This window comes from Nocardia neocaledoniensis, assembly GCF_029868625.1.
In the GTDB taxonomy this organism is placed as follows: domain Bacteria; phylum Actinomycetota; class Actinomycetes; order Mycobacteriales; family Mycobacteriaceae; genus Nocardia; species Nocardia neocaledoniensis_A.
In genome coordinates this window covers 17,382-41,794 of the sequence record NZ_JARWOJ010000367.1, presented here as the reverse complement: position 1 = coordinate 41,794, position 24,413 = coordinate 17,382, and the positions used below count along the sequence as shown (strand labels likewise).

The 24,413-nt window shown below is 71.1% G+C and carries 20 protein-coding genes; 3 read left to right on the top strand and 17 right to left on the bottom strand.

Annotated elements, in window-relative coordinates:
• Positions 1 to 32: 32 nt before the first annotated feature.
• Together QH270_RS28660 and QH270_RS28655 are read right to left on the bottom strand one after the other, a co-directional pair.
• Positions 33 to 647: a methyltransferase family protein gene (locus QH270_RS28660; RefSeq protein ID WP_280347208.1), complete on the bottom strand. Its 615-nt coding sequence runs from the start codon at positions 645 to 647 to the stop codon at positions 33 to 35.
• Between the two features lie 44 nt (positions 648 to 691).
• A complete protein-coding gene (locus QH270_RS28655; protein ID WP_280347206.1) occupies positions 692 to 1,177 on the bottom strand; it encodes a DUF1772 domain-containing protein in 486 nt (161 codons plus the stop codon).
• A 76-nt stretch (positions 1,178 to 1,253) separates the two neighbouring features.
• On the opposite strand from QH270_RS28655, the gene QH270_RS28650 reads away from it, so the two are divergent.
• Positions 1,254 to 1,838 carry a TetR/AcrR family transcriptional regulator gene (locus QH270_RS28650; RefSeq protein ID WP_280347203.1) on the top strand — a complete coding sequence of 195 codons (585 nt, stop codon included), beginning with the start codon at positions 1,254 to 1,256 and terminating at the stop codon, positions 1,836 to 1,838.
• 144 nt (positions 1,839 to 1,982) lie between these two features.
• Here the strand turns inward: QH270_RS28650 and QH270_RS28645 are convergent, their stop codons facing one another.
• From QH270_RS28645 to QH270_RS28605, 9 genes are all read right to left on the bottom strand, one after another.
• Entirely contained in the window at positions 1,983 to 2,909 is a 927-nt protein-coding gene (locus QH270_RS28645; protein WP_280347200.1) for an ABC transporter substrate-binding protein, read from the bottom strand.
• Between the two features lie 167 nt (positions 2,910 to 3,076).
• The gene (locus tag QH270_RS28640; protein ID WP_280347198.1) at positions 3,077 to 4,060 is read right to left on the bottom strand and encodes an alpha/beta hydrolase; all 984 of its coding nucleotides are present in this window, start codon (positions 4,058 to 4,060) and stop codon (positions 3,077 to 3,079) included.
• Between the two features lie 47 nt (positions 4,061 to 4,107).
• Positions 4,108 to 4,725, bottom strand: coding sequence for a DUF6968 family protein (locus QH270_RS28635; protein ID WP_280347196.1), 618 nt, complete (start codon positions 4,723 to 4,725; stop codon positions 4,108 to 4,110).
• 49 nt (positions 4,726 to 4,774) lie between these two features.
• Positions 4,775 to 6,316, bottom strand: coding sequence for a molybdopterin-dependent oxidoreductase (locus QH270_RS28630; protein ID WP_280347194.1), 1,542 nt, complete (start codon positions 6,314 to 6,316; stop codon positions 4,775 to 4,777).
• 49 nt (positions 6,317 to 6,365) lie between these two features.
• Entirely contained in the window at positions 6,366 to 7,109 is a 744-nt protein-coding gene (locus tag QH270_RS28625) for an anti-sigma factor (RefSeq protein ID WP_280347191.1), read from the bottom strand.
• Positions 7,106 to 7,753 carry an ECF RNA polymerase sigma factor SigK gene (sigK, locus tag QH270_RS28620; protein ID WP_280347189.1) on the bottom strand — a complete coding sequence of 216 codons (648 nt, stop codon included), beginning with the start codon at positions 7,751 to 7,753 and terminating at the stop codon, positions 7,106 to 7,108. The genes QH270_RS28625 and sigK overlap by 4 nt, the downstream gene beginning before the upstream one ends.
• 119 nt (positions 7,754 to 7,872) lie before the next feature.
• Positions 7,873 to 8,520: a fasciclin domain-containing protein gene (locus QH270_RS28615; RefSeq protein WP_280347187.1), complete on the bottom strand. Its 648-nt coding sequence runs from the start codon at positions 8,518 to 8,520 to the stop codon at positions 7,873 to 7,875.
• A 132-nt stretch (positions 8,521 to 8,652) separates the two neighbouring features.
• Positions 8,653 to 14,568 carry a non-ribosomal peptide synthetase gene (locus QH270_RS28610; RefSeq protein ID WP_280347185.1) on the bottom strand — a complete coding sequence of 1,972 codons (5,916 nt, stop codon included), beginning with the start codon at positions 14,566 to 14,568 and terminating at the stop codon, positions 8,653 to 8,655.
• Positions 14,565 to 15,632 carry a methionyl-tRNA formyltransferase gene (locus QH270_RS28605; protein ID WP_280347183.1) on the bottom strand — a complete coding sequence of 356 codons (1,068 nt, stop codon included), beginning with the start codon at positions 15,630 to 15,632 and terminating at the stop codon, positions 14,565 to 14,567. Before QH270_RS28605 ends, QH270_RS28610 begins: the two co-directional genes overlap by 4 nt.
• A gap of 228 nt (positions 15,633 to 15,860) precedes the next feature.
• Between QH270_RS28605 and QH270_RS28600 the strand changes: the two genes are divergently transcribed.
• Positions 15,861 to 17,066: a sensor domain-containing diguanylate cyclase gene (locus QH270_RS28600; protein WP_280347182.1), complete on the top strand. Its 1,206-nt coding sequence runs from the start codon at positions 15,861 to 15,863 to the stop codon at positions 17,064 to 17,066.
• A 36-nt stretch (positions 17,067 to 17,102) separates the two neighbouring features.
• On the opposite strand, the gene QH270_RS28595 is transcribed toward QH270_RS28600, so the two are convergent.
• From QH270_RS28595 to QH270_RS28585, 3 genes are all read right to left on the bottom strand, one after another.
• Positions 17,103 to 17,291 carry a DUF1918 domain-containing protein gene (locus QH270_RS28595; RefSeq protein ID WP_280347181.1) on the bottom strand — a complete coding sequence of 63 codons (189 nt, stop codon included), beginning with the start codon at positions 17,289 to 17,291 and terminating at the stop codon, positions 17,103 to 17,105.
• 93 nt (positions 17,292 to 17,384) lie between these two features.
• On the bottom strand, positions 17,385 to 18,404 hold the full coding sequence (locus QH270_RS28590; protein WP_280347179.1) for a crotonase/enoyl-CoA hydratase family protein: 1,020 nt from the start codon (positions 18,402 to 18,404) through the stop codon (positions 17,385 to 17,387).
• 74 nt (positions 18,405 to 18,478) lie between these two features.
• Positions 18,479 to 20,110 carry an acyl-CoA dehydrogenase family protein gene (locus QH270_RS28585; protein ID WP_280347177.1) on the bottom strand — a complete coding sequence of 544 codons (1,632 nt, stop codon included), beginning with the start codon at positions 20,108 to 20,110 and terminating at the stop codon, positions 18,479 to 18,481.
• A 134-nt stretch (positions 20,111 to 20,244) separates the two neighbouring features.
• Here QH270_RS28585 and QH270_RS28580 point away from each other — a divergent pair, with 134 nt between their 5' ends.
• Positions 20,245 to 20,973: a PaaX family transcriptional regulator C-terminal domain-containing protein gene (locus tag QH270_RS28580; RefSeq protein ID WP_280347175.1), complete on the top strand. Its 729-nt coding sequence runs from the start codon at positions 20,245 to 20,247 to the stop codon at positions 20,971 to 20,973.
• Positions 20,974 to 21,004: 31 nt separating this feature from the next.
• Here QH270_RS28580 and QH270_RS28575 read toward each other — a convergent pair whose 3' ends face one another.
• The 3 genes from QH270_RS28575 to QH270_RS28565 form a co-directional block, all read right to left on the bottom strand.
• Positions 21,005 to 21,661: a nitroreductase family protein gene (locus QH270_RS28575; RefSeq protein ID WP_280347173.1), complete on the bottom strand. Its 657-nt coding sequence runs from the start codon at positions 21,659 to 21,661 to the stop codon at positions 21,005 to 21,007.
• 404 nt (positions 21,662 to 22,065) lie between these two features.
• Positions 22,066 to 23,589 (bottom strand): aldehyde dehydrogenase family protein, encoded by a 1,524-nt coding sequence (locus QH270_RS28570; protein ID WP_280347172.1) that lies wholly within the window; start codon positions 23,587 to 23,589, stop codon positions 22,066 to 22,068.
• A gap of 152 nt (positions 23,590 to 23,741) precedes the next feature.
• Positions 23,742 to 24,359 (bottom strand): TetR/AcrR family transcriptional regulator, encoded by a 618-nt coding sequence (locus tag QH270_RS28565; protein ID WP_280347171.1) that lies wholly within the window; start codon positions 24,357 to 24,359, stop codon positions 23,742 to 23,744.
• Between the last annotated feature and the right edge of the window lie 54 nt (positions 24,360 to 24,413).

The window sequence follows — 24,413 nt, the reverse complement described above, 5'->3', positions numbered from 1 at the left end:
GGTGGGCCGGGTTCCGGCGCACCGCCACCGCGTCACGCGCCGGACGCGCGGCCGAGTCCGGGGACGAATCTGCCTGTCGTGACGCGATAGTCGCGATAGTCCGCGCCGTGGACCCGCGACAGGTAGGGCTCTTCGACGACACGTACCTGGAGCTCGATCGTCGTCAGGAGCAGCGCGAATGCCAACAGCGCGAGGACATTCGGGACCAACAGTGTGACGCCCGCGGCGAACAGGAGCATCGCGGCGAAGATCGGATTGCGGACCAGACCGAAGACGCCGGTGCGGACCAAGCGGGTCGTCTCGCCGGCGTCGACGCCGATGCGCCAGGATTCGCCCATCTGGTTCTGCGCGTACAGGGTCGCCGCGATTCCGGCGAGGGCGAGCAGCCCGCCCGCCGCCTGAACCGGTGCGGCGCTGAGGAACCGCACCGGCGAGACCGCCCCGGCCAGTTGCAGAACCGGAGCGGCGAGGCCGACGAGGATCGCGACCACGAACCCGACCCCGGCGAACCATTCGAGCGAACCGGGGCGGCCGCTGATGCCGCGGAATCCAGTGGAACCGGTCGTCTGGTACTGCCGCCAGCTGCGCCAGCCGAAGCCGAGCGCGCCGAAGATCAGATACAGGGCCAGTGCGGTAATCGCTGTCATCACCCAAATGATACAGATTTTCCTGTATTCAGAAACCCCTGAACTCAGGGGTTCCGGCCGCTCGACATTCTCCGCGCACTCATAACCAGGGCGATCATCACAGCGAAGGCCGCCAGCGCGGTTCCGGTGCGCAGGAAGTGGAACTGGTCCCAGCGGGACAGGATCGACGCGTAGTCCGCCGGAGCCCCACTGACGGCCCATCGGTTGATCTGCTGATTGATCGGCACATTGCCGAGGCGGGTGATCGCGAACGAGGCGACGACCAGCGCGGTCGCCGTCCCCGCAAGCCACCGGGCGCGCCCGCTCGCGAGCGCGGCGACGACCAGGCAGCTCAGCGCCGCCACCGCCATGGTCGCCTGCATGCTCACGCTGTTGTTGCGCATGAGTTCGGTGTGGAATTCCAGGCGCATCTGCAGTGGCACGCGATGAAAGGTCGGGACGAGATTGGCGGCGCCATAGCCGAAGGCGCCGGCGAGCAGGCCGGTGGCGAACAGGGCGAGCGAGCGCGACAGCACGGGGACGGACTTCAAGACACTCCAGCCGTAGAATTCTTACAGACATGTAAAGGCTAGGTTCGCCCCACAATTTTGACAAGGGTGTAAGACTTTGACCGGACCACGGGAACCGAAGCGGCGCGCGGACGCGACCCGCAGCAGAGCCGCCGTCCTCGACGCCGCCACCCGGCTACTGGCCACCCACCCCGAGGCGGGCATGGCGGCCATCGCCGCCGAGGCGGGCGTGACGCGGCAAACCGTCTACGCGCACTTCGGTTCTCGCGACGACTTGGTCGACGCCGTCATCACGCGTACGACCGAACAGGCGGTGGCCGCGATGCGCGAAGCCGACCTGGACAGCGGGCCCGCGCGCGACGCTTTGCTGCGCATGCTCGCGGTGGGCTGGCGGTTCTTCCGCGTCACCCCGCTCGCCCAACACGTCGGGGCGTTCGCCCGGCAACGCGACGAGGACCGGCAGCTCCCGGTCAACGACCGATTGCTGCGGCTCGTCCGGCGCGGCCAGCGGGCGGGCGAGTTCGACGACAGCCTGAGCGCGCCGTGGCTGGTCACCGCGATCGTCGCCGTCAGCCACGCCGCGGGCGACGAGGTCAGGTCCGGCCGGATGGCGCAACCGGACGCCGAGAAGGTCCTGCGCGCCAGCGTGCTACGGCTGGTCGGCGGCGAGAACATTCCGTGAACCCCGCCACTTCTCGCGGCCGGCGAGCTCCGCATCACCTACGCCGCAACACCTTCCGTGACCCGGACGAGCTCGCGGGCGCCACCGTGCCTCAGACCTGATCGGCGCGGAACCGGCCGTCCGTGGCGGCGATCCTTCGCGTGGTCAGCGCACCTTCTTCGCGGCGCGGAGGGTGGTCGCCAGCCGTTCCAGCAGGGGCGCGGTGGCGGCGTGGGAGAAGCGGAAGATCGGCGACCAGGGGGCGACCTGGCCGGCGGCGACCACGGGGAGGTTCCGCCAGACCGGGCGGTCGGCGAGCGCGGTCGGCTGCAGGCTCGAGCCGCGGTCGTCGAGCAGGAGCAGGTCGGCCGGGTAGCGGTCGGCCATTTCCCAGCTCAGGGATTGGAAATAGCCGCCGGGGTCCACCTGGTCGGGAACGACGAACTCGACACCGAGCTCGGTGAAATAGCTCAGATCGGCGGAAGCGCGGGGGTCGGACGCGTAGAAGAGCTCGGGACTGGCCGAGGCGGCGAGCACGCGCACCCCAGGGTTCGCCACCACCGCGTCGCGCACCGCCTGGGACGCGGCGGCGAAGCGCTGCTCGGCGGCCGCGACCGCCGCGGACGCGGTGTCGCCGCCGAGTGCCTCGGCCAGCGCCCGGTACCGCGCGATGATGTCGGGCAGCCGCTGACCGGCGATCTGCACCGCGACCACGTTCGGGTTCGCGGACTCGATCTTGGCCAGGTTGTCGTCCGGGACATACCAAAGCCGCCCGGGCACATAGGAATCGGTGACGAGCAGGTCGGGCTCGAGCGTCGCGTACTTCTCGATGTCGAACTGACCCCAGGCGTCTCCGATCACCGTCACCGAGGTCGGATCGAGTTCGCCGAGCAGATCCGCCGACCGCGCCTCACCGAAGATTCCCGCGATGCCTTCGCGCACCCCGTAGTCGACCAGCGCCCCCGCGGACCCGGTGAACGCCACCACCCGGCTCGGCGTCGAACCCGACCGGACCGTGCCGCCGCGCCCGTCGGAGAACTCCCAGCTCCCGGCGCCCTCGGGTGCTTCGTCCGCGCCACCGGCGCAGGCCACCAGCCCCGCGCTCAGCCCGACCGCCCCGGCGACCGCGAAGAACCGGCGGCGGCTGAGGGCACTTCCCTGTCGATCCAGGTTCGCGATGACGATCCTCCTTCACGTGGCAACTGCTCCGCGAACCCTAGATCATCGAATTAGGCAAGGCAACCCTCATTAGGAGTCTGTCAGCTCGTGCGGCTGCCGATCGACCGCGCCAGGAACGGCCACGAGCTCTTCAGATCGTCCTCCCAGTAGCCCCAGGAATGGGTACCCACCGGCCGTTCGTCGACCGTGACCGGGATGGCCAGCGTGTGCAGGCGCTGGGCGAGGTTGGCGGTGCAGAAGCGCACGGCCGCCTCGATCGGCCCGCCGAAGGCGATCTGGACCGGCAACGGAATCCGGCCGTCCTGGACGCGCGGATCGGCCGGGGTGTCGTGCGGCGCGGCGGGAATCCCGGTGCCGGTACTCAGATAGAGGTCGGTGCCGCGCAGCTTCTCGGCGTTGATCAGCGGATCGTTGGCTCGCCAGAGCTCCCCGCCGCGCGGACCCCACATGTTCTCGACGCTCTGTCCCCCACCCCAGTTCTCGACGGTGATCCGCACGAATTCCTGCCCGATGGGGTCCGAGGTCTGGGCGCAGCCGCTGTAGGAGGCCGCGGCCTTCCAGAATCCGGGCTTGGCGATCGCCAGGTTCAGCACGGAGGTGCCGCTCATCGAGACGCCCGCCACCGCGCGATCGCCGTTCGCGTTCAGGTAGTTCTCGACCACGGCGGGCAGTTCGTCATTGAGGAAGGTCTGCCACTTGTTGCGGCCGAGCACCGCGTCGTCCCGGATCCAGTCCGTGTAGTACGAACTCGCGCCACCGACCGGGGTGACGACGTTGACGTCCTTGCCACGCAGGAATTGCTGGGCGTCGGTCTGCGCGTCCCAGCCACTGCCGTTGGGCCCGCCCTGCGATCCGTTGAGCAGATACAGCGTGGGTCTGCCACCGGCGGGGTCCGCCGCGCGGGTCACCTGCACCGTGATCGGCTTGCCCATGGCGGGCGAGAAGACCGCGATGTCGTCGCGTCGCTCGTCGATCGAGGACACGGACACGATGCGCGCGGCCTCCGGTTCGGCGTTCCCGGCCGCGGCCGGGAACATCACACAGGCCACGGTCGCGGCGCTCACCGCCGTCAGCCGCGCGAATCGCGGACCGGCGGTTCGTCGTTGCGTTCTCACTGTCGGGAAGACCTCTCGTCGTGGGGTGAACGGGCATGCCGCGGACTCGCGGATGGTTGCGGGGTGGCGGACCGAGGCGCCGGCCAATCGCTCGGCACGCCCAAGATCGCGCCGGCGCCCCGGATCGCGGACATCACCGCGTGTACCTCGTCGAAGCCCTGTCCGAAGGCTTCGGTGCGATCGGCGATGCGGAACGGGCACAGGCAGGTGTGCGGGCGATGCGGATCGCGGCGGGGGCGTCCGAGGACGACCACCACCGGGCCGTGCGCCGTCTCGACGGCCCGCGCTCCCAGCGGCGGACCGAATTCGCGGGTCCGCGCACTGTGCGCCGCCGAGGTGTCGGCGCCGGGTGGCCGCCCGGGCTGCCGCGGGCCATCCACCTGCGAGCGTCCCTGCCCGGGGACGAACAGTGCTGCGGCGCTGTGGATGTCGATCAGGGCCGCGTACAACGCGGCCAGGCGGTCGGGACCGCGCACTCTGCGCGTGCGGGTGCCGTCCACGCGATAGGTGCACTGCCAGCCGCGGGTGGCGGCGTCCTGCTCCGGTTCGGAGATCTCGATCCCGAACTCGCGATCGCCGTCTCTGACGGTGCTCGCGACGACTACTTCACCCATGTCGCTCCTCACAGCTCGTTGTCCGGTCACGCCTTGCCGTCGGGTCGTGTCAGCGCACGGTCACCACCCGGTTGTGCCAGCCCGTCGCGCCGTCGGGGAAGGGGGGCACGCGCTCGTCGGTCTGCACCGTTCCGGTGCCGTCGACGGCACGCACGCGCACCGTGTGGGTGCCGGGCGAGGCGTCCCAGCGCCAGGTCCACTGACGCCAGGTGTCGGTGGAGTAGGCCGCCGCGAGGGTGGCCCGCTGCCACGCGCCGTCGTCCACGCGCACCTCGACCGCGGCGATCCCCCGGCCCTGCGCCCAGGCGACCCCGGCCACGGTCACCGGGCCGGGCGCGAGCGTCGCGAACGCGGCGGGCACGTCGATGCGCGATGCCGTCTTGATGGGAGCCTCTGGGGCCCAACCTCGTTCGGTCCAGTACGCGCGGGCGCGGTCGAAGCGGGTGACCTCGAGCTCCACCACCCATTTGGTGGCCGAGACGTAGCCGTAGAGTCCGGGCACGATCATCCGCGCCGGATACCCGTGCGCGACGGGCAGTGCGGCACCGTTCATCCCGACGGCCAGCAGCGCCTGCGGGTTTCCGAGGATCGCGTCCAGCGGGGTTCCCGCGGTGAAGCCGTCGACGCTGCGCGAGAGGATCATGTCCGCCGCGGGGTCGGGCCCTGCCTCGGCCAGCAACTCGTCGAGCCGGTAGCCGGTCCAGACCGCCGTCCCGGCGAGATCACCACCGACCTCGTTCGACACACAGGTCAGCGTGATCAACGATTCGACGGCGCGGCGCGCGTCCAGCGCGTCGAAGTCCAGCACGATCTCCCGCCGCACCATGCCGTGGATGCGCAGCCGCCACTGCGCCCGGGTCAGCGACGGCAACTGGAGGGCCGTATCGATGCGGTAGAAGTTGTCGGCGGGGGTGATCATCCGGGTCAGACCGGGCACCGCGAGATCCATCTCGGGCAGCACGGGAGGAGCCGCTTCGGCCGCCCGGGGCACCACGAAAGCCGCGCGGTCGGCGGTGATGTCGCGCAACCTGGCCCCGATGAGGCGACCGGCGGCGCCCGCCGTCGCGGCGCCCGCGGCCACCGCCGCCACCGCCAGCAGGAAGCCGCGACGCGAGAGCCCGTCATCGCCACGGCGCGCGACCGGAGCCCACAGCAGCAGACACAGCGCGCCGGTTCCCACCGCCGTCCCCACCAGCGCCGGAACGGCGAACGACGGATCGGCGGTCGGCCGGAGCAACGCCAGCGTCGCCACGGCGGTGCCGAGCACGCCGAGCGCGCCCACCGCGAGCCACGGCACCCGGCGGGCGAGCAGACCGATCGCCACCGCCGCCAGCACCATGACCACCGCCATCGTCACCGCCAGCGCGAGCTTGTCATTGGTGCCGAACCAGCGGATGGCGTTGTCCTTCAACCACTTCGGCGTGTGATCGACGACGGTGGCGCCCAGGACGAAGAACGGCGACGCGATCGGGTCGACGAAGGCCGCGACGAGATGACCGACGCCGAGGACCGTGGCCGCGGCCGCGGTCACCGCCGCCGCGGCTGCGGTGCGGCCCAACTGGCGAGGGGTGCGCGCTGTACGGCGAACCATGCTGTCACTCCTGGGGTCTCGAGTGCCGGCACGGCCCGCCGAGAGCGGGTCAGCCGACTGCCATGCTGACAATCGCCGGTGTGGTGGGACCCGGCGAGCCACCGGCGGGCTCGACCGTCACCGCGAGGGTGTCGGCGGGGTTCACCGCGGTGACCACGGAGGCCTCACCGGCCGCTCCGGCCATGACGGCCACCGACTGCGGCGAGTTCCCCGACGGGATGCGCCACAGCTGGTACGCGCGGTCGTCCGGCAACGGGGGCATGTCCCGGAACGACACCGCCGCGGCGCCCAGCGCGGCGGACTGCGCCACCGACATCGCGCCACCGCCCTCGATGGGCACCGAGGACTCCCGGCTGTCGGGTTCCTCGAGCACCTGCTGCGCGGTGATCGCGCCGGTGCCGCCGTCACCCCGCTCGACCACGGCGGCGATCCAGGAACCGGCGCCGACCGCGACGATCAGCGCCGCGGCGGCCATGAACCAACGCCACTGCCATCGCCGGTCGGCGTCCGTGCGCCGGACCGGCGGACGGACCTGCGGATCGAGCTGGTCCAGCGCCCGCATCAGCGCGGCTTCGAGCCGGGCCGGCGGTGGTACCGCGTCGGTGATCGACAATGCCGCCACGGTCTCCTGGATCCGGCTGACCGTGGCCAGGAACTCCGCGGCCGTCTCGGGGCCCGCGGCGTCGAGCCAGTTGTCGACCGCCCGCCGCTGCTGCGCGTCGAGCGCGTCGAGGGCGTACGGATAGGCCTCGTCGAGCCACGACCAGGGGGTCCGCCGACCTGTCTCGCTCATCGGGAACCACCTCCGGTCAAACAATTCTCCAGCCGCTTGAGCCCGTCTCTGATCCGGCTCTTCACCGTCGGCAACGGCACCGCCAAGGTCTCCGAGACCTCGGCGTAGGTGCGCCCGCTGTAGTACGCCAGCGCCACCGCCTCGCGCTGCAATTCGGTCATCGTGTCGAGGCAGTCCAGCACGGATTGCTCGTCGAGCCGCTGGGTGACCTCCTCGGCCACGATGTCGTGATCGCGGCCGAGGTGGGCGTGCCCGAACACCAGGTCACGGTTGGTGGCGGACTGTTCGGCCCGCACCCGGTCGACCGCGCGCCGGTGGGTGAGCATCATCAGCCAGCCGATCGGGCTGGCCTTGCTCGCGTCGTACTCGCCCGCCAGCGACCACACCTGGAGGAACACCTCCTGGGTGATGTCCTCGGCGGCGCCGTGGCCGCGCACCACCCGCAGCGCGAGCCCGAACACCCGGGGACTCGTCGCCCGGTAGAACTCGGCGAAGGCGCGACGGTCACCGGCGGCCACCTCGTCCAGCAAGGTGATGAGCCGGGCCTGGACCGCGTGGTCGGGCTTGGCGACGGCGGGGCACGCGGGCGCGGGATCCGGCACCGACCGCAGGCGGATCGGTGCGGCGCGCTGCCCGTTCGTCATCGTGGGGTACCTGCTCGCATCAGCATGAGAGGGACTTCGGACAGCGCTCCGGTTCGGATGGGCGTCGACGGCGACTTTTTTCGGCGACGCCCTTCTCGGCCGACCGACCGTCACCGCCGTCATGCGGCAGGCGGCATGAGCACGCTGTCGATCATGTACACGGTAGCGTTCGCCGTGCGGACACCGCCGCAGATCACCTTCGCGTCGCCGACCGCGAGCGTGTCACCGGAGCCGGTCACCGTCACCTCGGCACCTTCGACGGTCTTGTGCTCGCCCGCGATCGACTGCGGCGCGATCTGGCCCGGCACCACGTGATAGGTCAGGATCTTGGTGAGGGTCGCCGAGTCGGTCTTCAACGATTCGATCGTGGCCGGGTCGATCTTCGCGAACGCCGAGTCGACGGGCGCGAACACGGTGAACTGGCCACCGTTGAGGGTGTCGACCAGATTCACCTGGGGGTTGAGCTTGCCCGAGACCGCCGAGACGAGCGTGGTGAGCATCGGGTTGTTGCTCGCGGCGACGGCCACCGGGTCCTGGGCCATGCCGCTCACCGAACCGGGCCCGCTGGGGACCTGGGCGGCGTAGTCGGCGCAGCCGGGGCCGACCAGGCCCGAATCCGCGGACTCGGCCATGGTCGACGAGGCCGAGGACGTCGACGGGGCCGAGGTCGGCGCGGCGGTGGTGTCGTCGTCACCGGAACAGGCCGAGGCGCCGAGCATCGAACCGAGAAGTGCTGTCGCGGCGAGAGTGGTGCGCAGGGTTCGCATGATCGTTTCCGTCACTTCCGTCGAGCGGCGAAGGTGCCGCACTGGTTTGGATGCCACGGAGTTCGGCCAGCCCGGCGGTCCGGATGGCCGGTGATCGGAAAAATCTCGGCGCCACAGCGCGCCTACGCGCTCCTACCCGATCGGTGCGGGCAGCAGGCCCTCGGCGATGAACCCTTCCACGTAGCGGTCGAGGACGGCGTCGTCGATGCGCGGGCACCGCACACCGAGCTCGGCGAGGACGGCCCTGGTGGCGGTGTCGTCGACGAGCAGGGCATCACCGCCGCCGTTGAGGTAATTCTCGGCGATCAGGGCCGCCCGCATCAGGTCGGCGTGCTCGGAGAGACGGCCGCTCAACCGTTCGGCGGCGTCCTCCACCGACACGATATCGATCGGAAAACCCTTGCGGCGCAGTGTGTTCAGGATGTCACCGACGCCGGTCGGCGCACTGTTGACGAGGTGATGGACCTCGCCGCGCGGCGGCCGACGCGTGGCCAGCGTCACCAGGGCGCGCGCCACGTAGTCCACCGGGGCCAAGGTGACGTCGGCGTTCTCGATGTCGGGCGCCACCCCCAGGTGCGCGGCCGAACGGATGAGCGTCCAGAACGCGTCGTCGGTGCTGATCGCACCGCTGCCGATCGCGCCCGCGACCAGACCCGGCCGATGGATGGTGACCGGCAGCCCGCGTTCGGCCGCCGCCAGGACGAGTTCCTCGGCCACCCACTTGGTGGCCAGATACCCGTTGCGCGGCACCTCGGCCACGGTGATGCGGCTGTCCTCGGTGACCACACCGGTGTGCGCGGTGGCGACCGCGGCCGACACCGTGGACACGTAGTGCAGGGTCTTCACCCTGGTGTCGACCGCCAGCCGCAGGATCTCGACGGTGCCGGCGATATTCGCCGCGCGCAGCGTCGCGTACGACTCGAGATGGTTCACGCGGGCACCGTTGTGATAGATCACCTCGACCCGCTCGGCCAGCTCGGCCCACTCGGCGTCGGCGAGGCCGAAACGCGGCGCGGCCAGATCGGCGGGCACCGGGACGACGCGCTCGAGCTCGTCTGCGGCGAGCCCGTACCGGTCGAGGGTCGCGCGGAGCCTGCGCCGCACGCCGTCGGCGTCCTCGGCGCGCACCAGGCACCAGATCCGCGCGGCGGTGCGATCGAGCAGCTCGCGCAGCAGGTGGATGCCGACGAAACCGGTCGCGCCGGTCAGCAGCACCTCGCCGGCCTCGATCGGCGCCGGCGTGAATTCCGCGGGCGGCGCGATCGCGGGATCGAGGACCGCGTCGGCGGTCAGTGTCGCGAGCCAGTGCGCGTCGGTGGCGGCGATCGATTCCGCCGAGACCGCCGCCGTCACCGCGCGGGGTGTCGGCGATTCGAACAGGGTGCGCGGATCGGCGTCGATGCCGAGCTGGGCGCGCAATTCGGACCGCAGCGTGAACACCAGCAGCGAGGTGCCGCCGAGGGTGAAGAAGTTCTCGTCGACCCCGATCGACTCGCGGTCGAGCACGTCGGCGAAGACCCGGGCGACCGCGAGCTCGCGCACCGTGGCGGGTTCCGTGGGCGCTGCCACGGTGGGCACGGAGTCCACCGCTACCCGGGACGGTGTCCCGTGTCCGTCGGCGACACCGTCCCACAGCTGGGCGACCGTGGCGTCGGGCCGGGCGAGGATCTCGGCGAGGAGGCGCTCGAACCGGGCGGCGAAGCCTCGCACCGTCGCCGGGTCGTAGAGATCGGTGGCGAAGTGGAAGCTGCCGGCCAGTCCGTCGACCCCGGCCCCTGCGCGCAGCGTCAGCGAGAGATCGAAATGGGTGGTCCCGGTGGGTGTTTCGAGCACGCTCGCCGACGCCGCGCCCAGCCGCAACGGCGGCGGCTCGGGGAGGTTCTCGTAGGAGAACACCGCGTCGAACAACGGGTGCCTGGTGTCGTCACGGGGCGGGTTGACCGCCTCCACGATGTGGTCGAAGGGCACGTCAGCGTTGTCGAGGGCCGCGAGGGTGACCTCGCGCGCCCGCGCCAGCACCGCCGTGAAATGGTCGGCGGGGTCCAGGGTCAGGCGCAGCGGCAGCGTGTTGACGAACATGCCGACCAGCGGGTCCAGCGCGGGATGGCCCCGCCCGGCCACCGGAGTCCCGACGGTGACATCGGTCGCCCCGGCGAGGTGGCCGAGCAGGACGGTGAACGCGCTGTAGCCGACCATGAAGGGAGTCGCGTCGTGCTGCCTGGCCAGGTCGGCCAGTGCCGCCGCGGTCCGCGCGCCGATCTCGAATTCCACCGTCGCGCCCGCCCCGCCGCCGGGGCGTCCGGCACCGGGAGCGCGCACCCGATCGGTGGGCAGCGGGGGCCGGTCGGTCGCGCCGTCCAGTGCCCGCACCCACTGCGCGAGCTGACGCGCGGCCACGGACCGCGCATCGCCGCGGTCGCCGAGCCGCTGGTGCTGCCACAGGGTGTAGTCCGCGTACTGCAGGGGCAGCGGGTCCCAGCCCGGCGGGGTCCCGGCGGCCCTGGCGGCGTAGGCGGTGGTCAGGTCGGCGACCAGCGGACCGTACGACCAACCGTCGGCGGCGATGTGGTGCGCGACCAGCGCGAGAACGTGCTCCTCGGCGCCCAGCCGCCACAGTGCCGTGCGGATGGGCAGGTCCGTGGTCACGTCGAACGGCGCGGCGATGACGCGCGCGAGCTCGGCATCCAGCTCCCCCTCGGTGACCGGTCGCGCGATCAGCGGCGCCGCCGCCGACACGCCGTCGGCGGGCAGCACGCGCACCCGGGGTCCGGTGCTGCTGTCGGGGTACACGGTGCGCAACACCTCGTGCCTGCGCACCACGTCGTCGGCGGCGGCGGCCAGCGCGGCCACGTCCAGCGGTCCGGTCAGCCGCAGGACGAGCGGCAGGTGATAGGCCGAGGACTCCCGGTAGAGCTGATTCAGCAGCCACATCCGCAGCTGCGCGGGTGCGGGCGCGAGCACCTCGGGTCGTTGGCCCGGCACCGGCTCGGGGACACCGGCGCGCGCCGGGTCGTCGAGCCGCAGGGCCAGCGCCGCGACGGTCGGCGCGTCGAAGACCGTGCGGACCCCGACGCCGAGCCTGGCCGCGAGCGCGGTCGCGGTGAGCGACGTGCCGCCCAGCTCGAAGAAGTCCTCCTCCGCACCGGGCTCGTCGATCCCGAGGACCGCGGCGACGGCGGCCGCGACGGACCGCTCGGCCGCCGTGGTGGCGGCCCGGGAACCGTTGTGGGCGAACACCGGTGGCGGTAGCCGTCGGCTGTCGAGTTTGCCGTTGGGCGTCAGCGGCAGGGAGTCGAGCAGCACGTAGGCGCTCGGCCGCAGATAGGGCGGCAGGTTCTCGGCGATCCGCGCGCGGACGGCGCCCACCTCGAGTGGACCGTCCGGCACCAGGTACGCCACCAGATGGGTGCCGCGGGTGTCCGTGTGCGCGGTGACGGCCGCGCGGGCGACACCGGGCAGGCCGGTGAGCGCGGTCTCGATCTCCCCCGGCTCGATGCGGTGCCCGCGGACCTTGATCTGGAAGTCGCTGCGGCCGTGGTAGATCAGCTCCGGCTGGGCGCCGGGCGTGATGGTGACGAGGTCACCGGTGCGATACACCCGGCCGCCGGGCGGGCCGAACGGGTCGGCCACGAAGCGCGCCGCGGTGAGCGCGTGCTTGCCGTGGTACCCGCGGGCGAGCGCGGGTCCGCCGATGTAGAGCTCGCCGATGACCCCGGGCGGCACCGGCCGCAACCGGGCATCCAGCACCAGCGCGTGGAAGCCGCGCAGGGGCGCGCCGATGGTGACGGCGCGATCGGGCTCGAGCTCGGCGATCGTCGCGATGTCGGTGGCTTCGGTCGGCCCGTATCCGTTGCGCATCAACCTGGTTCGTGACCAGGCGGCGACCAGGTCGGGGCGGATCGCCTCGCCGCCGACTCCGAGGACGCGCAACTCGGGCAGCGTCTCGGGATCGAGGGTGGCCAGGACCGCCGGGGTGATGATGGCGTTGGTCAGCCGTTCGCGGCGGATGAGCTCGGCCAGGTCGGGTCCGGCCATCACATAGCGCGGGGCCACGACGAGCGTGGCCGCGCCGGCCAGGCCGCACAGGATCTCGCCGACCGCCATGTCGAATCCCGGCGAGGCGTGGTGCAGGGTGCGCGCGCCCGGCCGCAGCGCGTAGCGATCGCGCCGTTCGGCGGCGAGGTTGGCCAGGCCGCCGTGCGTCACCAGCACGCCCTTGGGAACGCCGGTCGAGCCGGAGGTGTAGATCAGGTAGGCCGGGTTCTCGGGGCGGATCGTCGGCCGGGTCGGCGGTGCGGTCGGCGTCGTGTCCGCCGGGCCGGGGCCCGCCGGGTCGAGCAGCGTCCAGGCCACCGAGTCCGGCACGCTCGCGCGGTGCTCGGCGGTGGTCACCCCCAGGTTCGCGCCGCAGTCACCGAGGATGTGCGCGATGCGCTCGGCGGGGTAGCCGGCATCGATCGGCACGAACCCGGCCCCGGTCTTGGTGATGGCCCAGACGGCGCCGACCGAGGCGGCGGACCGTTCCATCACCATGGCGACCAACGTCTCCGGGCCCGCGCCCGCGGCCCGCAGCGTGTCGGCGATCCGGTCGGTCCACGCGTCGAATTCCCGGTAGGTCCAGCGTTTTCCGTCGTACGCGACGGCGATGCCGTCCGGGTTCTCCGCGACGGCGGCGGCGATCAGTTCGCTCAGTGTCGCCGGAGCCACCGCCCGCGGACCGCGCCACGGCACCAGCAGCTCCCGTTCGGTATCGCTGAGCACGGGCAGGTCGACGATCGGCATGTCGTCGGCGGCGGCCGCGAAGGCGGTGAGGAAGCCGACGAAGCGGTCGAGGTGCGCGGCGACCTCCGCACCGGTGTACCGATGCCGATTCGCCTCGAACTCGACCCGCAACCGCGAACCGCCGACCGGATACACATTGAGCGCGAGATCCTCGACCGGTCCCGTCGACAACAGATGGATCGTGCCCCGCGCCTGCCCCAGCACCTGCTCGGTGTGGAAGTTCATGATGTTGACCGCGGGCCCGAAGCCCAGCGAGCGCGCCTGGCGTCCGCTGTCGCGGAGCATGTCGGCCCCGCGATAGCGCTGATGCCGCAGCGCCCCGCCCAGCGCGGCGCCTGCCTCGGCGATGGCCGCGCCGACGGTGTCGCCCGAGCAGCGCAACGGCACGATATTGGACGTCATGCCGCCGCAAGCACGCAGCGCCGCAACGGTTCTCGCCGTGACGGGCAGGCTGAGCACCACCGGGTCGGCATCGGCGAGCCTGCCGAGGAACGCGGCGAAGGCCGCCACCAGGACCACGGCGTTGCCGGGCAGACCGCCGCGGTCGGCCAGCCGCGCGACCAGCGATTCGGGCAGCTCGGCGCGCGCGTGGCGCGGGAGCGGATCGGGGTCGCCCGACCGCGCAGCGAGGCTGACCGGCGCGGGCAGCTCGCCGATCCGCTCACTCCAGTACCGCCGGTCGGTCTCGTACCGGCGCGAGGCGACGTAGTCACGTTCGGCCGCGGCCAGCACGGCGGTCGAATCCGTTTCCACCACGGGAAGTTCCGTCCCGGCCAGCGCCGCCTCGTAATGCCGCGCCAGCACCTGTTGCATGCGCAGGGCGCCGTAGCCGTCGAGCGCGACATGGTGGGCGCGCGTGTAGAGCAGGTGATGCCGCGGACCCAGCCGCAGCACGGTGGTCGCGATCGGCGGATCGACGGCGAGGTCGAACGGCGCGCACTGGTCCGCGCGCATCCAGGCCAGCGCCGCGGCGTACGGATCCGGCTCGGCCGAGTGGTCCCGCACGACGACGCGGTCGGCGATGCCGTGATCGAGTTGCTGCCCCGGCTCGCCGTCGACGATGGTGAACCGCAGGTAGGCGCCCAGTTCCCGGGCCGCGGCGCGGGCGGCGCGCTGATACAGCTCGAGGTCGAGCGGCCCGGTCAGGTCGACGTATTGGGCGACGGTCAGCGGCACCGGCCCGAGCAGCTGCTGAGCCAGCCACACCTCCCGTTGGGCCGCGGTGAGCGGTCGGCGGGCGTGGGTGGTCTCATCGGGGTGGGTCATGGTGCCTCTGGAACTGGGAGCGCGAACCGGGGGCCCCCCCCGGGGCCCCGGCGGGGGGGGGGGGGAGGGGGGGGGGGGGGGGGTGTTTGCCCCCCCGGGGGAAAAATAAGGCCCCGCGGGGTGGGGGGGGGGGGTGGTTTTATATCGCCCCGGGGGTTTATTTTTCGGCCTGTGGGGTGTGGGGGGGGGTCGGCTGTCCTGACGGGGGTGATGACGAGCGCGGTATTGCCGCCGCGGTGCGTGTTCGCGCCGCAGACGACCGCGCCGCCGCCTTCCTGCACGATGACCCGTCCGGCGGTGCCGCCGTAGCGAGCCTCGGAGATCACCGCGTGGAGCACCTCGATCCGCTCACCGCGGTAGTGGGAGTAGGCGCGGGGGTAGGGCGCCGACAGCGCGCGCACGAACCGTTCCAGGTCGACCGCGTCCCAGGACCAGTCGATCCGGCTGTCGCGATCGGAGCGCTTGTGGAAGTAGGTGCGTTCGGCCTTGTTCTGCGGCGTCCAGACCGCGGTGCCGTCGGTCAGCGCGGCGAGGGCCTCGTGCACGGCGCCCGGGATCAGTTCCATGCCGGCGAGGACGAGTTCGGTGCCGGTGGCGCCGGCCGGGATCGGCAGGCGCTTCTGTACCAGGATGTCGCCGGTGTCGAGCTGCTCGTCCATGCGGTGCACGGTGAGCCCGAATTCCTCGGCGCCGCTGATCAGGGCCCACAGCACCGGGGAGAAGCCGGTGAACTTCGGCAGCAGTGAGTCGTGCAGGTTGAGGGTGCCGTGCGGCGGCATGTCGTACAGCTCGGCGGGCATCCAGGTGTACCAGCTGTTCACGACGATCACGTCCGGCTCGGCGCGCTTGACCAGTTCGATGGTCTCGGCGTCGGCGCGTTCGGTCAGGTGCACCGGGATGCCGTGCTCGCGGGCCAGCTCCTCGACCGAGTCGTTCCAGATCGCCTTGTAGGCGGAATCCGCGGCCGGATGGGTGACCGCGAGGACCGCCTCGTGCTCGGAGTCGATGAGTGCCTGCAAAGTCTTGCGACCCCAGGTTTGAAAGCCGAACGACACGATCCGCATGAACTCACCTCTCGTATTTTGCGTAGGCTTACCTTACATTGCGTAGAGGAGGTTACGGACCACGGTGGGTTCGCGTGCTCACGCCTGGGCCGCGCGCCGCGCGTACGCGGTTACCATGCCATCACCGATCGCCGCCCCGCGATCAGGAATCGCCTGGTCGGCGGCCCCGGCGGCGGTCGTATCGCACCCGAACACCCATAGCCAGGTCCGGACGACGTGGAGACCGCGATGACGCCCCTCGATGACAGCGTTCGGCAGTGGATCCGGAATTTGGCGGAGCTGGGTCCGTTGCCCGCGCCCGCGGCCGCACTCGGCCACACGCTCGCGCGGGCGCTCGGCGAACTCGCGAGTTCCGTTCCCGACGCCGCACCGGCCACTCGGTGCGGCCGCGAGCTGGGTGAGCTCGGATTCACCGACCCCGCGGTGATCGCCGCGTCGGTTCCGGTCTTGCGCCGGTACCTCGACCGGGTGTGCCCCGGCGACGGCGCCGCCCTCGACGCCGTCCTCGGCGGGTTCGGCACCGGCTACGCCGCCGCGCTGTGCGCGGCCCGCGCCGCGAGCGAGCGCTACGAGATGGTCTTCCGCCACGCGACCATCGCGATCTCGATCAGCGACGAACACGGCCGCATCCTCGACGCCAACCCCGCGTTCGAACGCCTCACCGGCCGGGGTCTGGCCGAACTACGCACGGCCGACAGCGGCTACGCGCTCATGGACCCGGAACGGCGCGCGGAGATGCGGAATCTGGTGCGGTCCGGGATCGAGAGTTCCCGGGCCGACACCTTCACTGTCGAGGGCCGTTTCCCGCGCGCCGACGCGACGATGTCGATCGTCGCGTGGACGATTCATCGCTGCCGTTCCGCCGACTCCGATCGCGGCTACCTCCTCGCCTTCGCCGAGGACATCACCGAACGCCGCACCGCGACCGAACAATTACAGTGGCAGGCCCTACACGACCCCCTCACCGCACTGCCCAACCGCCGCTTCCTGCTCGACCGCCTGGCGACCGTGATCGCCGACGCGGCCACGGACGCGCGAGCCGGCATCTGCGCGCTCGACCTCGACAACTTCAAACACGTCAACGACACCTACGGCCACAGCGCGGGCGACCGGATACTGACCGCGCTGTCGGCGCGACTGGATTCCGCCGCCGCGCGGCAAGATTGTCTGCTGGCGCGCACCGGCGGCGACGAGTTCATCGTGCTGGTCGGCCCGCCGGCCGACCAGGAGCGGCTCGACCGCGTCGTCGCCTCGCTGCGCGCCGCCCTACGCGAGCCGTTCACCCTCGACGGCACCGAATTGACCATGACCATGAGCATCGGCGCGGTCCTCGTCCACCTCGCGGGCGCCGACGTAGAGGGCCTGCTCGACCGATCCGACCAGGCCCTCTACGCAGTAAAAGCGCCGAACAGCGGATTCCGCACCCGGCGGTGAGACAGATCCATCCGGCCGGATGACCGCCCGCCCGGACTATCGGGCGGAATGCTGCACGACGGTGTCGGGCCCTGGCGAGAACAACGTCTCGTGCCCGTCCTCGAACCGCACCCGGAACAGGGGTTCACTGTCCGGGCCGAGCACCTCGACGATTTCCGCCTCTCGGTCGTGCTGACCGACGGTCCTGCCGTGCAAAACGAGCCGATCGCCTACGTTTGCCTGCATGAATCCAGTGTAGAGAGCCGAGGACGGTCGAGACCAGAGCGAACGCGCATCCTGGTCGGCGACCCGCGGTCGGTGTGCTCGGCCATCGCGGCGTCAGCTCTCGAACTGGGCGCGCTTGTAGTCGCCGTACGGTTCGTCGCGTTCGCGCACGGCCTCCCGGAAACCGGCGGTGGCGGACCGTGTCTGGAAGGCATAGCCCTCCCTGGTGTGCCGGGAGATGCCGTCGAAGACGGTGCTGATCATGGCCGAGTTCGCGACGCCCTGGGTGTTCAGCGCGGAGTTGAGCGCGAGCTTGGCCATCATCAGCTGGTTGACCGGCATCCGCGCGATGCGCTCCACCAGGGCTTCGGTGCGCTCGTCGAGTTCCTCGGCGGGGCAGGACTCCACCGCGAGACCCCACTCGGCGGCCTGCTTGCCGCTGATGCAGTCGCCGGTGAACAGCAGCCGCTTGGCGCGCTGATCGCCGAGCCGGTGCGCCCACAGGCCCGCCGCCGGGACACCCCAGACCCGCGTGGGCGGATAGCCGATCTTGGTGTCGTCGGCGCAGATGATCTGATCGGCGTGCAGCGCGATGTCGGTGCCGCCCGCGATCGCGAAGCCGTGCAGCTTCGCCACCGTGGGCTTGTTGGCGTGCATCAGGCTGGCGAAACCCTTGGTGAACCTGCTCATCATGGCGTAATCGATCATCGGATCCCACACCCCCCGCGGGTTGTGGTTGATCGCGTTCACCACCGGGTCGAGCACCGTTCCGGTGACCTCGTCCGCCCCGTCCGCGTCCGCGAAACCCTGCTCGGCGAACATGTCCAGGTCGTAGCCGCCACAGAACCCTTTGCCGCGCCCGGACACCACGATGACGTGCACCCGCGGGTCCAGGTCGGCCCGCTCCACCGCGTGCGCCAGATCCCGCGGGGTGTGCGGAGTGATGGCGTTGCCCTTGTCCGGGCGGTTGAACGTGATCCGCGCGATCCGGCCGTCCCGTTCGTAGGTGAGCGTGGCGTATTCGCGCTCGAAGTCCGGGTCGGGGCGGTGCCGCCATGGCGACTCGGGACCTTCGGTCCAGCTCTCGTACCAGGCCGCCTGCCGTTCGCCGGAGTCGGGCTCGGAATGGGACACGGTGTGCTCCTTGGGATTCGACGGAAGGACGTCAGCCGACGGGCTGGACCATGGATCGCGGTCCCCTGCCCGGCTCAGCCGAGCTTCGGGGTGGATCGTTCGAGAATCGCCGCGGTGTCGATGCCGAGCGGGAGGGTGCCGAAGACGTCGCCGCGGTCGCCCGCGAGCCGGGTCCGCAGGTACCCCTCGGCGACGGCCGGGTGCCCGTAGCGGACCAGCAGCGAGCCCTGCAACACCTGCGCCATCTGCCCGACGACCCGGCGGGCCCGGTACTGCATCGTCTCGAAGTCGGCGAACTCCCGCTCGAGGTGGCCGATCGCGGTGTCGAGTTCGGCCGAGGAACCCGCCGTCGACTTCACCTCGTCCAGGAAGACGCCGAGGGTCTCGGGCTGCTTGGCCATGGCGCGCAGGGTGTCCAGGGCCGCGACATTGCCGGAGCCTTCCCACACCGACATCAGCGGCGCCTCCCGGTACAGCCGCGGCATCCGCGACTCTTCGACATATCCGTTGCCGCCCAGGCATTCCAGCGCCTCGGCCGCGTGGATCGGGCCGCGCTTGCAGACGTGATACTTGGTCACCGCCAACGAGATCCGGCGCAGCGTCGCGGCCCGCTCGTCACCGGCCACCGCGCTGTCGGTGAGCTCGGCCAGCCACAGTCCGGCCAGGGTCGCGGCTTCGGCCTCCACGGCGAGATCGGTGAGCACGTTGCGCATCAACGGCTGGTCGATGAGGCTCGCACCGAAGGCGCTGCGGTGCGCGGCGTGATGGGTCGCGGTGGTGACCCCGATCCGCATGCCCGCGGCGCTGCCGAGAATGCAGTCGAGCCGGGTGAGGTTCACCATCTCGACGATGGTCGGCACGCCCCGACCCTCGGGGCCGACCAGCCAGCCGACGGTGTTGTCGTACTCGACCTCGCTGCTGGCATTGGAGTGGTTGCCCAGCTTGTCCTTCAGCCGCTGCAGGTGGAACGGGTTGCGGGTGCCGTCCGGGAGCACCCTGGGCACGAAGAAGCAGGACAGCCCGCCGGGCGCCTGCGCCAGCACCAGGAAGAAGTCCGACATCGGCGCCGAGGTGAACCACTTGTGGCCGGTGATCCGATACGAACCGTCGGGCTGGAGCACGGCCGTGGTGGTGTTCGCGCGGACGTCGGAGCCACCCTGCTTCTCGGTCATCGACATGCCCGCCGTGAGGCCGAGCTTGGTGGTGGGCACCCGCAATTCGGGATCGTAGACCGCGCTGGTGAGCAGCGGCTCGTAGCGCGCGGCGAGTTCGGGATTCGCCCGCAGCGCGGGCACCACCGCGTAGGTCATCGACATCGGGCAACCGTGGCCGGCGTCCACCTGGGCCCAGATGCTCATCTTGGCCGCCCGGACCAGGTGGGGAGCCGGGCGATCGTCGGCCCACGGCGCGGCGTGCAGGCCGAAGCCGATGGCGTTGGTCATCAGCCGGTGGTAGCTGGGGTCGTAGACGACCTCGTCGACGCGATGACCGTAGCGATCATGGGTCTTCAGCACCGGTGGGTGCGCTTCGGCGAGGTCGCCCCACTCCTGCGCCTGCGCGCTGCCCGCCAGCCGGCCGATCTCGTGCAGCTCGTCGAGGGCGTGGGCCGCGCCCGCCCTGTGCAGCGCTTCCAGCACCACCGGGTAGTCGGCCGGGTCGTAGTCGACCAGTGGCGGTGCCTGGTTCGTCACCTCGTGGGTTGCCATGCTGATCCTCCCGGCACTCGGCGTCCCGGCTCACCCGCGACCGGTATTGCAAGTTTGCGTCGTACGACCGAAATTTGCAATACCGAATCCGGATCCTCGCTCGGCCCCCGTAGCCCACTGGCTACCATCGACCGATGGTGCGGAACTCGCTGCCGCTGCGTCGCCTCACCGCGCGCTCGGCGATCCTGAGCGTGCTGCTCGGCGCGCACCCGGCGCAGGCGTCGGCGGCGACGATCGTGTACCTGGCGACCGAACTCGGCCTGCAGGAGTCGACGGTGCGCGCGGCACTGACCCGCATGGTGTCGGCGGGCGACCTCGAACGCGACGACGCGACCTACCGGCTCACCCCGCGACTGCTGAACCGCCAGAAACTGCAGGATCTCGCCCTCGACCCGATCCTGCGCCCCTACGACGGCGACTGGCGCATAGCGATCGTCACCACCGGCGCCGAAGCCGCGGCCGACCGCACCCTGCTCCGGGAATCGCTGCAGGCCAACAAGTTCGGCGAGATTCGCGAAGGCGTCTGGGGCCGCCCGGACAACCTGCGCACCGCCCGGATCACCGCCGCCCACCGACTGACCTATGTCACCGGCCGCCCCGACGACCCCGCCGACCTCGCCACCCGCATGTTCCACGCCGCCGACTGGGCCGACACCGCGACAAGACTACTGGCCGCCCTCGACACCGCGGACTCGATGCGGGACCGCCTCGAGGTGGCGGCCGCGGTCGTGCGCCACATCCTGCACGACCCGATCCTCCCCGCGGAATTCCTGCCGAACCCCTGGCCCGGCGCCGCCCTGCGCCACGCCTACCGCGACTTCCGCACGGAATTCACCGCTTTCGCCACCGCTCACGTGCCGTGACACGAGAACCAGAGAAACGGTGCAGGCCGCGCTACCACTTGTTGACGTGGAGCACCGTTTCGAGCGGGGCGCGTTTGGCGAGCTTGAAGTCGGTGCCCTTCGTGTACGCGACGGGCAACAGCACGCCCTGCCGGACACTGCCGGGAATTCCCAGTGCCTCGGCGACCTCTCGTTCGTACTCCAGATGCAGTGAGGTCCAAGCTGATCCGAGGCCGCGTTCGCGCAGCGCGAGCGCCAGGCTCCAGGCCGCGGGAAGCAGCGAGCCCCACAGCCCGGCCTGATTACCCTCCGGCAGCTGTCCGCCCGGAACGTGGATCGCGCCGATCACCAGCACCGGCACCTGCTCCATCACCTCCGCCAGGTAGGTCGCGCTCGAGGCCACCTTCTCCGCGGTCTCCAGATCCTTCGGCGGCTTCGCCGCCCGCGCCGCCGCACCCGCCGCGGCGTATGCCGTGTAGGACTTGCGGTAGTACTCCGCGACGATCTTCTTGGGCTCGGGATCGGTCAGCACGATCCAATGCCAGCCCTGCGCGTTGCTGCCCGACGGAGCCTGCAGCGCCACCTCCAAAGCGTCGGTGATCACCTCCAGCGGCACCGGCCGCTCCAGGTCGAGACGTTTGCGCACCGACCTGGTCGTGGTCAGTACCTCGTCGGCGGACAGGTCCAGATGCGGGAATTCGACGGTCATGCTTTCTCCGATCATGCGTTCGGTCTCGGGATCGCGATGTCGCACGGTCGGCGGCGCGCTCGTCGACGCATGCGGCGATGACTTCACGAGCCTCATCATTCCCGATCGAGTCGTCATCCGGGCCTCCGCCTGAAACCACTCCGGAGCCGGGCGCTCAGAGCCTCTCCTTGTAGGGCCGGCTTCGCACGTCCTCGGCCTTCGCCACGATCTCGCCGACGCGACGAAGATCCGGGGTCGCGGAATCGGAGAACCTGATCCACCGCGAGGTAACGCCTGCACGCGACCAGATCACTTCGTCACACCGCCGCGGAACGCACGGCGGCGACCGCCTCGTCCAGCGCGTCCGGGCGCCGCGGCTCGTCGTCTGCTGTTGCTGATCATCCCGAGCCCCCGACCCGCCCTCCTCACGCAGGGCGGGTGAAGCGGCGCCGACCACGTGCCCCGATCGCCCGCATGATCGCGTATACCGTGCGAAAGCTGGTTTTCGAATAGGGGAACCAGATCAGGGGCGGCATGGGCAGGCGCGGCTCGGTGATCGCTTGTGCCCGGCAGTATTTGCGCAACCCCGCGGCACCACCGAAGCGGGTACCGACGCCGGATTGTTTCCAGCCACCCATCGGCAGCGCGAAGCTGAACAGGTTCGCGATGGCGTCGTTGATGTTCACCGCGCCTGCCTCCAGTCGCGCGGCGATTCGCCTGCCACGCGCGAGATCACCGGTCCACACCGTGGCGGACAGGCCGTAGACGCTGTCGTTGGCCAGCGCGACGGCCTCGTTCTCATCGCGCACCTTGATCACCGGCAGCACCGGCCCGAAGGTCTCCTCGGTGACCACCGCCATGGTGTGGTCCACGTCCACGAGCACGGTGGGTTCGAAGAAGGTTCCGGTACCGGCGGGCTTGCCGCCGGTGAGTGCCCGCGCGCCCGCGCCGACGGCGGCCTCGACATGCCGGGCGACCAGATCGCGTTGCGCGGCGGTGGCCATCGCCCCGATGTCGAACCGGTAGTCCCGATCGTCGTGCCCCTGCCGAAGCTCGCGCACGTGCGCGACGAGCTTGCGCACGAACTCGTCGTAGACGGACTCCTCGACATACACCCGCTCGATGGCCACGCAGGTCTGCCCGGAGTTGAACAGCCCGCCCCACGCGATGCCGCGCGCGGCGTGATCGAGATCGGCGTCGGACAGCACGATCGCCGGGTCCTTGCCGCCGAGTTCCAGGCTGTAGGGCTTCCACGTCCGAACACACTGGGCGGCGACGGCCGCCCCGGTCCGGGTGGACCCGGTGAACTGCACGTAGTCGGCGGCCTCGACCACCGCGCTGCCGACCGCGCCGGCCCCGGTGGCCACCGCGAACACCGGCGGCGCGCCGATCTCGGCCCACCCGCGCGCCAGGGCGAGCGCCGAGAGTGACGTCACCTCGGAAGGTTTGTGCAGCACGGCGGCTCCCGCCAGCAGCGCGGCGGGGATGTCGAGCGCGCCCATGGCCAGCGGATAGTTCCACGGGGTGATCACGCCGACCAGCGGGTACGGCCGGTAGGTCACGCTCAGCCGCTTCACCGCACCGAGCGGGCTGTGCGGCGCGGGGTGCTGCTCGGCGAGGAACTTCGCCGCGTTGCCGGCGTAGTAGTTGATGACGTCGATCCAGGCGGCGGGCTCCAGCTCCGCCTCGGGCCGGGCCTTTCCGCTCTCGGACTGCACGATGTCGGCCAGTTCCGCGCGGTGATCGACGACCCAATCCTGCAGGGCGAACAGCCATTCGGCGCGCTCGCCGGGCCCCGCTGCGGCCCATGCCGGTTGCGCGGCCCGCAGCGACGTGGCCAGCGCGGCCACCTCAGCGGTGGATCGCTCGGCCGCCGTGCCGACCGATCGGCCGTCCGCGGGGTTGCGTACCTCGAAATACCCTGCGGGTACGGAGGTTTCGTCGATCATCGCGTGTCCTCATCCTGGTCGGCTCCGGCCGGGCCGCGGACAGTGCCGCCGTCGCCACGCCGTCGACGTGGTCGGCCACGCCACTCTCGACTGTAGGCAGCAGAATTCGCCTCCCGCCGTGACCGAACCTCTCGGCTCGTTGACCGAAACGCTCAGCCGTCGATGAGGCGGACGAGTTCGGTGCGCGTGCCCGGCCAGCGATCGCGGGCGCGGTCGGCCCGGTGTGGCTCGAACCGCGCTGCCAGGGCCAAGCCGCGCATCGTGTCGACGGCCACACCCAGTCTGCGCGACCACGTTCGGTCGCCGGCCCGGTGTGGCGTGAGGTCGGCGACCACGGCGGCGATCGCGGTGGACAGCTGTTCCTCGTTCGGGGCCAGGGCGGCGTAGAGCTCGGGATCGTCCGCGGCGGCGGACCACACCTTGACCCACACCTGGAAGAGGTTTCCGTCGAAGAGCTGCCACAGCAGGTCGAGCAGCTGGGTGGTCCGCGGTGGGCCGCCGTCGCCGAGTGCGGCCGCGTGCCGGGCCAGCTCGGTCACCGCTCGTCGGCCGACCTCGTCGAGGGCGGCGGCGATCAGCTCGTTCCGGCCGGCGAACTGATGCGACATCGCGCCGAGCGAGGTGCCCGCGCGGTCCACGATGGCCCGGTTGGTGGCCGCGTGGAAACCCGAGCGCTCGATCGTCGCGATGGTCGCCTCGATCAACGCGGAGCGCGTCTGTTCCCTGCGCTGGCTCTGGGTTCGCCGGACGGGCCGGTCGGTGGCTGTCACGGAGTTCACCCTACACATACGGATCACTTGTTCTGTATGCTGCATTTACAGATC

Excerpts from the sequence above, each read along its gene's own strand:
- QH270_RS28660 (WP_280347208.1), bottom strand. The coding sequence starts at position 647 with ATGACAGCGATTACCGCACTGGCCCTGTATCTGATCTTCGGCGCGCTC.
- QH270_RS28635 (WP_280347196.1), bottom strand. The coding sequence starts at position 4,725 with ATGGGTGAAGTAGTCGTCGCGAGCACCGTCAGAGACGGCGATCGCGAG.
- QH270_RS28630 (WP_280347194.1), bottom strand. The coding sequence starts at position 6,316 with ATGGTTCGCCGTACAGCGCGCACCCCTCGCCAGTTGGGCCGCACCGCA.
- QH270_RS28625 (WP_280347191.1), bottom strand. The coding sequence starts at position 7,109 with ATGAGCGAGACAGGTCGGCGGACCCCCTGGTCGTGGCTCGACGAGGCC.
- sigK (WP_280347189.1), bottom strand. The coding sequence starts at position 7,753 with ATGACGAACGGGCAGCGCGCCGCACCGATCCGCCTGCGGTCGGTGCCG.
- QH270_RS28615 (WP_280347187.1), bottom strand. The coding sequence starts at position 8,520 with ATGCGAACCCTGCGCACCACTCTCGCCGCGACAGCACTTCTCGGTTCG.
- QH270_RS28610 (WP_280347185.1), bottom strand. The coding sequence starts at position 14,568 with ATGACCCACCCCGATGAGACCACCCACGCCCGCCGACCGCTCACCGCG.
- QH270_RS28605 (WP_280347183.1), bottom strand. The coding sequence starts at position 15,632 with ATGCGGATCGTGTCGTTCGGCTTTCAAACCTGGGGTCGCAAGACTTTG.
- QH270_RS28600 (WP_280347182.1), top strand. The coding sequence starts at position 15,861 with ATGACGCCCCTCGATGACAGCGTTCGGCAGTGGATCCGGAATTTGGCG.
- QH270_RS28595 (WP_280347181.1), bottom strand. The coding sequence starts at position 17,291 with ATGCAGGCAAACGTAGGCGATCGGCTCGTTTTGCACGGCAGGACCGTC.
- QH270_RS28585 (WP_280347177.1), bottom strand. The coding sequence starts at position 20,110 with ATGGCAACCCACGAGGTGACGAACCAGGCACCGCCACTGGTCGACTAC.
- QH270_RS28580 (WP_280347175.1), top strand. The coding sequence starts at position 20,245 with ATGGTGCGGAACTCGCTGCCGCTGCGTCGCCTCACCGCGCGCTCGGCG.
- QH270_RS28575 (WP_280347173.1), bottom strand. The coding sequence starts at position 21,661 with ATGACCGTCGAATTCCCGCATCTGGACCTGTCCGCCGACGAGGTACTG.
- QH270_RS28570 (WP_280347172.1), bottom strand. The coding sequence starts at position 23,589 with ATGATCGACGAAACCTCCGTACCCGCAGGGTATTTCGAGGTACGCAAC.